The 8,904-nt window shown below is 56.3% G+C and carries 6 protein-coding genes and 1 pseudogene; 5 read left to right on the top strand and 2 right to left on the bottom strand.

Annotation, left to right across the window (positions count from 1 at the left end; genetic code table 11):
* The coding region (locus IEX97_RS12480; protein WP_188883434.1) for a DUF4118 domain-containing protein at positions 1-921 on the bottom strand (921 nt) is incomplete at its 3' end.
* 258 nt (positions 922-1,179) lie between these two features.
* On the opposite strand from IEX97_RS12480, the gene kdpF reads away from it, so the two are divergent.
* From kdpF to IEX97_RS12455, 5 genes are read left to right on the top strand one after another with little or no spacing between them, the layout of a single operon-like run.
* Positions 1,180-1,257: a K(+)-transporting ATPase subunit F gene (kdpF, locus tag IEX97_RS14020; RefSeq protein ID WP_188883436.1), complete on the top strand. Its 78-nt coding sequence runs from the start codon at positions 1,180-1,182 to the stop codon at positions 1,255-1,257.
* 39 nt (positions 1,258-1,296) lie between these two features.
* Positions 1,297-2,991 (top strand): potassium-transporting ATPase subunit KdpA, encoded by a 1,695-nt coding sequence (gene kdpA / locus IEX97_RS12470; RefSeq protein ID WP_188883433.1) that lies wholly within the window; start codon positions 1,297-1,299, stop codon positions 2,989-2,991.
* A 17-nt stretch (positions 2,992-3,008) separates the two neighbouring features.
* Positions 3,009-5,072 carry a potassium-transporting ATPase subunit KdpB gene (gene kdpB / locus IEX97_RS12465; RefSeq protein WP_188883432.1) on the top strand — a complete coding sequence of 688 codons (2,064 nt, stop codon included), beginning with the start codon at positions 3,009-3,011 and terminating at the stop codon, positions 5,070-5,072.
* Positions 5,069-5,647, top strand: a complete 579-nt coding sequence (locus IEX97_RS12460; protein WP_188883431.1) for a potassium-transporting ATPase subunit C — start codon at positions 5,069-5,071, stop codon at positions 5,645-5,647. Before kdpB ends, IEX97_RS12460 begins: the two co-directional genes overlap by 4 nt.
* On the top strand, positions 5,644-7,908 hold the full coding sequence (locus tag IEX97_RS12455) for a universal stress protein (RefSeq protein WP_229776896.1): 2,265 nt from the start codon (positions 5,644-5,646) through the stop codon (positions 7,906-7,908). The genes IEX97_RS12460 and IEX97_RS12455 overlap by 4 nt, the downstream gene beginning before the upstream one ends.
* Before the next feature lie 565 nt (positions 7,909-8,473).
* Here the strand turns inward: IEX97_RS12455 and IEX97_RS14015 are convergent.
* Positions 8,474-8,833 (bottom strand): annotated as a pseudogene (locus IEX97_RS14015) (transposase); the annotation flags it as partial.
* Positions 8,834-8,904: the final 71 nt, after the last annotated feature.

Raw genomic sequence — 8,904 nt, 5'->3', positions numbered from 1 at the left:
ATCCTCCCATCTCCGCCACACAATTTGAGAAACCCCGCCGACAACGATGACAAATAAAGCGAGCGTAGACAGGCGCGTGAGGCTGATGGCAAGGAGGTTGGCCATCGCCTTGAGCACGTCGACGGCTTCTGGCCTCGTTGGCAGAGTCACTCGATTTTTGCCGCGCCCCAAGCAGAGAACGCCATGAACCCGCTCTTTAGCTCGTACTGGGAGGTAGATTACGACAGCCTGTCGATGTGATTTTGATCCGAAACCTGCGAGCTCTCCATGTTCGTAAACCCATTCCAATATTTTTCGGTGAATAGGCGGATCGGCGCTTTCCCTTGTGCGATGCAACCGTATGTCGCCGTGCTCAATCATAGCGAGCGCGACGGGAGCTCCAAACAATTTTTCAGCTTGGGAGAGGACGGCCTGAATCGCCGCCTCTGCGTCGGAAATGCTGTTAAGTTCGCGACTGAGAACGTAAAGCGCTTGGGCGATGGCGGCGCGCGTCGTCGCCTCTTCTGTCTGGCGCCTGGCATTAGAAGCCAAGGATGCGGTGACCATCGCGACAAGCAAGAACACCGCAAATGAGACGAGAAAGCGGAGATCGCTCACGGTGTAGCTGAAGATGGGAGGGACGAAGAAAAAATCAAATGCCATAAGACCCGTGCAGGCAGCCGTGATCGCAGGCCCCAGGCCGAATCGGACAGCCGAGATGACGACCGGGATCAGGTATAGCATGGCGATGTTGATGCGATCAAACCGAAAATCCACGGCGTACACGAGTCCTGTGAGCAACAGCACCATACCCACAGAAGCGCCATATCGCTTCCATTCAGCTTGCCGTGCTGGATCGAGCGATGATGCTGAAAGCAAGGGTACGTTGGCCCACTGATCAGAGGTCTTTAAGATCTGCCATTTTGGGATAAACGTCCTCATCGTGTTACCTCACCTTCACGTTCCACTATGACTGTTATACATCGGCGAGAATGCGATCGAAGGGTTTTAACGCGATTTTTACATACCGAGCTTCATTTCCTCATTCGATTCCTCATCCTTCCGTGGGTATGCTGGCGGATGTCGGAGGTGGAAAGCAGCGTGCAGGATGTCATCTCACTTGCGCTTCTCTTTGGCTCTTTCGCCGTCTTGTACTGCATCTATCGCTTCTTTGACCGCGCCTGAGGGGAGGAGCAGCTCGTGTGGTTTTTGCTCGCCGTTTCTGTCGCAGTGTGTGGCTATCTCGTCTATGTGATGTTTCATCCAGAAAAGTTTTGAATTAAGAGCAGGAGCAGAGGAAGGGAGAGCTGAAGACAGATGACCTTCAGTGGAGTCTTGGCCATCACGCTCGTCTTGGCGGTCACCGTGGCGCTTGCAGTTCCGCTCGGTCGCTACATGTATCAAGTGTTTGACGGAGAACAAGTGCCATTCGATCGCGTATTCCGGCCTTTTGAGCGCGTATTATACTGTGTGACGGGAATTCGCCCCGAAGTCGAGATGGATTGGAAGGCGTATCTTCGCGCTCTGATGTTAAGCAATGCGGCCATGGGCGTGTTTGCTTACGTGATCTTACGCATTCAGGCGTGGTTGCCGCTCAACCCAGCCCACATCGGACCCATGCCTCCCTACCTCGCCTTTAATACGGCAGTGAGCTTTCTCACCAACACAAACTGGCAGAACTACGCAGGCGAACAGTCGCTGTCGTACCTCAGCCAAATGATTGCCATTACCTTTTTGCAATTCACATCCGCGGCCACAGGCATTGCAGCCTGTATTGCGTTTCTGCGCGGCATGCGGAGCCGACAGGCAAATGCTTTAGGGAACTTTTGGGTGGATCTTACGCGCGCGCTCTTGCGTGTGCTTCTGCCGCTCGCTTTCGTGTGGTCGATCGCGCTGATGGCGTTAGGGGTCCCGGAGACACTCGGAGGCTACGTCACAGTACACGTGCTCGGAGGCGGCACGCAGATTATCCCGCGTGGACCTGTTGCGACACTCGAAGCCATCAAGCAGCTCGGGACCAACGGGGGCGGGTTCTTCAACGCGAACTCGGCGCATCCTTTTGAAGATCCGAACGTCTGGACGTGTATGCTCGAGATCTGGGCCATGTCGCTCATCCCGACGGCGTTTGTATTTACAGCCGCTCGCTTTCTCAACGCGCCGAAGCTTGGATGGGTGTTGTGCGCATTTCTCACGGCACTCGTCTTTCTTGGCGCGCTCGTCGTCTATCACGCGGAGGCAGCAGGCAATCCGCTTCTCGCGAAGCTGGGAATCCACGGGCCCAATATGGAAGGCAAAGAAGTGCGGTTTGGGATCCCGCTCACAAGCACGTTTGTCGCCGTGACGACGGCTTACACAACCGGGGCAGTCAACGCCATGCACGACAGTCTAATGCCGCTTGGCGGCATGGTGCCGCTCGTCCTCATGATGCTCAACTGCGTGTTCGGCGGTGATGGCGCTGGCATGCTCAATATCCTCATGTTTTTCATTATCACCGTGTTCATCTGCGGGCTCATGGTGGGGCGAACGCCAGAGTTTTTCGGTAAAAAAATCGAGTCGCGCGAGGTCAAACTCGCGACTGCAGCGATGCTTGTCCACCCGTTTGTCATCCTCATCCCGACAGCTATCGCGATGGCGACCCCTGCGGGACGTTCATCCATCGCAAACCCATCCCTTCACGGCTTTTCGGAGGTCTTATATGCATTTACATCGGCAGCGGCGAACAACGGCTCTGCATTTGCTGGTCTCAACGGTAACACGCCGTTTTACAACCTGATGCTCGGGTTGGTCATGCTCTTCGGCCGCTACATTTCCATCATCGCGATGATCGCGATCGCAGGTTCACTCGCGGCAAAAAACATCGTCCCAGTGAGCGAAGGGACGCTTCGCGCGGACACGTTCTCGTTTGGAGCCGTCTTTGTAGCGATTGTGCTCATTGTCGGCGCGCTTACGTTTTTCCCGTATGTGGCGCTCGGGCCCATCGGCGAATCACTTCAACTCGCGTTGCGCTCGTGATGTGGGAGGGATGTGCGATGGAAAAACGCCGTTCTTGGTCCAAGGCGATCGCAGGACGGGCGGTCGTCGACGCTTTGGTTAAATTTGATCCAAGAGTACTCGTCCGCAATCCCGTGATGTTTGTTGTGGAAATTGGAGCCGTGATCACCCTGCTTTTGACGATTCAACCCTCACTGTTCGGAATACAATCCACCGGGTATCAGGCTGGTGCGCGTTTTTACAATGGAGTGGTTACACTCATTTTGCTCATCACCATCTGGTTTGGCAATTTTGCGGAGGCGCTTGCAGAGGGGCGGGGGAAGGCACAGGCAGAGACGCTGCGGCGCACGAAAGCGGAGCTCATGGCTTATGTCAAGCGAGACGATCAATGGGAGAAGATTCCTGCCTCGGCACTCCGCCGCGGCGATATCGTCCGCGTCCAAGCGGGTGAGCTCATCCCTGCGGACGGCGAAGTGCTTGAAGGCATCGGCAGCGTTGACGAATCGGCCATCACAGGCGAATCTGCGCCTGTCATCCGCGGCGCTGGCGGGGACTTCAGCTCGGTGACGGCGGGTACGAAGCTCCTTTCGGATGAACTCATCGTCCGCGTGACGGCAAACCCAGGTGAGACATTTCTCGACCGGATGATTCATCTCGTTGAGGGCGCCAAGCGTCAAAAGACGCCGAATGAAATCGCGCTCACGGTTTTGCTCGCAGGGCTTACGCTTATTTTTCTCATCGTGATTGTATGCTTGCCTCCCGTAGCCCAAGCGCTCGGCGTGCGTGTCGATATCACGAGTCTCGTCGCGTTATTCGTCTGTCTTATTCCGACGACCATCGGCGCGTTGCTTTCAGCCATCGGGATTGCGGGAATGGACCGGCTCATTCGCTTCAACATCATCGCAAAATCGGGCCGCGCAGTCGAAGCGGCGGGAGACATCGACACGCTCATCCTCGACAAAACGGGAACCATCACGATAGGCAATCGCCTGGCTTATGCCTTTTTGCCCGTTCAAGGCCACGATGAACGAGAACTCGCTGCCGTTGCGTCGCTTTGCTCCCTTTTTGACGAGACACCTGAAGGCCGCTCGGTCGTCGAGCTCGCCAAACAGATGGGTATTGAGTATCGGCGCGAGGATTACGCCCGTGCGCGCAACGTCGAGTTTTCCGCGGAGACGCGCATGTCAGGCCTCGATCTCCCCGACGGCACTCGCATTCGAAAAGGCGCGGCGGATGCCATGAAGCGCTACGTCGAGGCGCAAAACGGCCGCGTCCCGTCCGATCTCGACGAAAAGGTCGAGAACGCACGTGAAGGCGGAACGCCTCTCGTCGTAGTGGAAAACGACGAAGTATATGGGGTTATATACCTCAAAGACATCGTCAAACCTGGCATCCGCGAGCGATTTGCGGAACTCAGGAAAATGGGCATTCGCACCATCATGTGCACAGGCGACAACGCGCTCACGGCTGCGACCATTGCCCGCGAGGCAGGCGTCGACGATTTCGTCGCTGAGGCGAAGCCGGAAGATAAAATCCGCTTAATTCACCGCGAACAGGAAGCAGGGCGGCTCGTCGCGATGTCAGGCGATGGGACCAATGACGCGCCGGCACTCGCCCAAGCTGACGTCGGTCTCGCAATGCAAAGCGGCACGCAAGCTGCCAAAGAAGCTGCCAACATGGTTGATCTTGACTCCGATCCAACGAAGTTGCTCGAAGTGGTCGCCATTGGCAAACAGCTTCTCATCACGCGCGGGGCAATCACGACGTTTTCCATCGCCAACGACGTGGCGAAGTATTTTGCGATCATCCCGGCGCTGTTCTCGGCGTTCATTCCCGAACTCGGCGCACTCAATATCATGCACTTGGAGAGCCCGAGAAGCGCGATTCTCTCCGCGCTCATCTTCAACGCTGTGATCATCCCCATCCTCATTCCGCTCGCGATGCGTGGCGTGAAATATCAGCCGCAAAGCGCCATGCGCTTGCTCATGCGAAACCTCTCCATCTACGGCGTGGGAGGTGTGATCGCGCCGTTTGTGGGAATCAAGATCATCGACCTGGCGCTCACCGCAGCGCATTTCATAGGAGGGGGATTTTCGTCATGATCAATCTTTTGCGGGCCATCCGCTTCACCTTTGCATCGGCATTTGTCTTGGGATTGCTGTACCCGCTTTTTGGGTGCCTTATTGGTTGGCTACTGTTCCCTTTCTCGTCGCAAGGAAGCCTGATGAAAGCCGGAAGGGAGATCGTGGGGTCTTATCTCATCGCAGCGCCTTACAAGGGGCCGGAGTGGTTTGCTCCGCGGCCGTCGGCCGTCAACTACAATGGCGATGGGTCAGGCGGCTCGAATGATGCGCCGACGAGCCCAGCGCTTCTGCAGGAGGTACAAGCCAATATGCGTGATGTGCTCAAGGCTAATCCCAGCCTTTCGGCGCAAAACATTTCACCCTCGATGGTCGAATCGTCCGCTTCTGGGCTGGATCCTGATATTGAGTTCCAAGATGCGCTGGATCAGATCCCGCGAATCGCCAAAGCGACTGGAATGTCTGAAGCGTGGCTTCGGCATCTCGTCGAGTCGCATGTCATCGAACCTCGCCTCGGACTTTACGGGGTTCCCATGGTGAACGTGAACGAGCTCAATCACGCGCTCGCGCAGGCGCGAAAGGGGAATGGATCTTGAGCGGTGAAAGGGCCTGGATGACTTCTGACAATGTGAGAGCCGGGGAGCGGGGACGGTTGCGCGTGTTTATCGGTGCGGCGCCTGGCGTTGGAAAGACATACACGATGCTTAAAGAAGCACACCGGCTCAAAGAAGCAGGCGTAGACGTCGTCATTGGGTACGTCGATACGCACGGTCGGCTGGAGACCGAGCGGTTGCTTGAAGGATTGGAGCTCGTACCGCTTGCGGAAATCCGAGTGGGGCAAGCGATTTTTCACGAGCCGGATCTCGAAGCCATTCTTCGACGCAGGCCGCAAGTTTGCGTGATTGACGAACTCGCGCACACCAACCCGCCGGGAATGCGCCATGAGAAGCGGTATCAGGATATCGAGTATTTGTTGGCGCACGGGATCTCGGTGATGACGGCAGTCAACGTCCAGCACCTCGCCTCCATTCGCGAGGAGGCGTATCAAGCGCTTGGGCTGCGGGTCGTGGAGACGGTCCCCGACGAGTTCATTCGCCAAGCGGACGAAGTCACCGTGATTGACGTGACGCCAGAGACACTACGGCAACGCTTGCGAGACGGCGAAATTTATCCGAAAGACCGCGTCGACCGAGCGTTACAACACTTCTTTCGCTTGGAGAATCTGTCCTGGTTGCGTGTCATGGCGCTTCGGGCTGTGGCGGATGACGTGGATGAAAGACTGCACGAGGCTTATGAGCGCAAAGATGGGCCGGGGTTTGTGGGTGTCAAAGAAGTGGTGTTGGTCTCTGTGGGGCACCCTGAGCGAGCGGAGGCACTCCTCTCGCGCGGGCGGCGGATGGCGATGCGAATGCAAGGAGACTTATTTGCCGTGTATGTGGCGGAGACCGCGGAAGATCGGATGACGGAACGATCTCGAGAGGAGGTAGAGCGATTACGCCAGCTCGCCGAGCGTTTTGGCGCGGAGTGGATCTTGGAGCCTAAAAACGACCGTCCGCTCGGAGAAGTCATTGCCAATGTCGCACGCCGCATCGAGGCATCTCAGATTGTCGTTGGGCAGTCGCGGCCGGGGTTTGTGCGTTGGCCCCTCGCGCGTTGGCGATCTCCGGCAAAAGATCTCATCAAGCGCCTGCCGTTTGTCGACGTGCGCGTCGTGGGCTGGCGCTCGCTCGCACCTTCTGCTCTCTCGCAGCGCAATTGGGCGAGTGTTCGGCTGGTGAGAGAGCAGAAGCTCCCAGGGAAACTCACGGTCTACGTGGGGGCGGCCCCAGGCGTAGGAAAGACATACAAGATGCTCCAAGATGCACACGATTGGCGGCAGCGCGGCGTGGACGTCGTGATCGGACACATTGAGACGCATGGCCGGAAGGAGACCGAGATGCAAATAGGGGATCTCGAGCGTATCCCAAAGAAAAAAATTGCATATTCTGGTCAGATTTATGAGGAGCCTGATATCCAAGCGATTCTCGCCCGACGGCCGGATGTCGTGCTCATCGACGAGCTCGCGCACACGAATGCGCCGGGAAGTCGATTTCAAAAGCGATACCAAGACATCTTGTATCTGCTCGAGCACGGCGTGAACGTAGTGACGGCGGTCAATATCCAACACCTCGAGAGCCTCAAAGATAGGGTAGAACAGCTCACAGGCGCTCCCGTCAAAGAGCGCGTGCCAGATTGGTTCATGAAGCTTGCAAGCGAAGTCAAACTCATCGATGTGGCGCCTGAGACGCTCATAGAGCGGATGATGCAAGGCAAGATTTATCCGCCGGAAAAGGCAGAGCGCGCACTCAACCATTATTTTCAACCTGCGAATTTGGCGGCTTTACGAGAGCTCGCGCTGCGGGAAGTGGCCGACGACGTCGAACACCGCGTCGATTCTCCGCTGCGCCCGGAGGAAGCCGAGCGAATTCTCGTCTGCACGAATTATCGAGCTCATTCCGAGCGACTCATTCGTCGCGGGTGGCGCATCGCAGATCGCCTGAAGGCAAAGTTATATGTACTCGTCGTCCAGACAGAACCTGCGCTCACGCTTGAACAAACCAAAGAGCTAGAACAGATCAAGGAGCTCGCCCAAAGTTTTGGAGCGGAGTTTTTGATCCGCGAGGGTAAAAGCATTGGGCCTGTGATTGTAGATACCGCGCGAGCGCTTGATGTGTCCCAGATCATCATGGGGCGGCCTTTGGAGCAAGGCGTTGCGCGATGGTTTGCCCCCAGACCCATCATGTACGTGCTTGCGCACGCAGAGTTTGCCGATCTCCACATCGTCGCGCACATGGGTCGTTGCTTTGCAAGCGTCTAGGAGCGTGTCCGAGTAATCAAATTTATTGCATGTTCATGCGAAATGCTGAGTAAAAACACTGATGATATGTGAGACATCCATGTCGGACTTCGACGCCACGGGAGTATGAAAATGAGGAGATATTGCGATACGATCGCGTCAGCAGCCGCCAGAGCTCGTTTGACGGTGGTGCATAAAGCCCGATTGTGAGACGGAGCCGGCGACCTCGAGAACCACGGTTTGTCGCTCCTCTATGGGATGCACGCACAGTAGAATTCGAATCTTCGGTCGCCAAGCGGTTGCGGATGCCCGCTCAATGGAGGTGCCCGTGGGATGGAAGTCGTGCATGAACGTTTACGGTGGACCCCTTTGTCAAGACAAATTTTTTGCCGTTACTAAGCTACAATCTCGCCTCGCTATCCCTCCTGTGTCTTCCAGTTGAAGGAGTGGGAGGGGTGAATGGCCGAAGGCCAGAGGGGAGGAGCGAAGCGGCTTCCCCTAGTCTTTAAGCACTCTCCTTTCCACAATATGTATGTTCGGTAGAGGCTTGAGGACGTATAGGGTCATCTGGCCTCATCCCCTTCAGGTAAATCCCGGCAGGTGTGTGGTACCCCAACGATTGGTGTGGCCGCTCATGATTGTAATAGTGAATGAATTTTCTGATTGACTCCCTCGCCTCACTCGGGCTGGCGTACTCTTTCGTGTACACCTCTTCGTACTTGAGCGTCCGCCAGAACCGTTCCGTGAAGATGTTATCCACAGCCCGGTTACGCCCGTCCATGCTGATTTGTACACCTGCGGCCTTCAACAGACCCGTATACTGTGGACTGGTGAAGTGGCTGCCTTGGTCGCTATTCCAGATCTCCGGTTTTCCCTGTTGCAGGGCCGATTTCGCAGCCTCCAAAACGAACTGGATGTTCAGGGTCTGTTCCAGTCGCCAGCTGATGTTAAAGTCTCAAGTAGTGGTGTAAAATCCGTCGTCCACATTTGACGACGAAGCCACCGTGCGTGTCTACT

This window comes from Paenalicyclobacillus cellulosilyticus, from assembly GCF_014647315.1.
Lineage (GTDB): Bacteria > Bacillota > Bacilli > Alicyclobacillales > Alicyclobacillaceae > Alicyclobacillus_J > Alicyclobacillus_J cellulosilyticus.
This window is presented reverse-complemented; position numbering and strand designations above follow the sequence as displayed.

Coding starts and splice junctions, on each gene's coding strand:
- IEX97_RS12460 (WP_188883431.1), top strand. CDS start 5,069: ATGATCAATCTTTTGCGGGCCATCCGCTTCACCTTTGCATCGGCATTT.
- kdpA (WP_188883433.1), top strand. CDS start 1,297: ATGACCTTCAGTGGAGTCTTGGCCATCACGCTCGTCTTGGCGGTCACC.
- kdpB (WP_188883432.1), top strand. CDS start 3,009: ATGGAAAAACGCCGTTCTTGGTCCAAGGCGATCGCAGGACGGGCGGTC.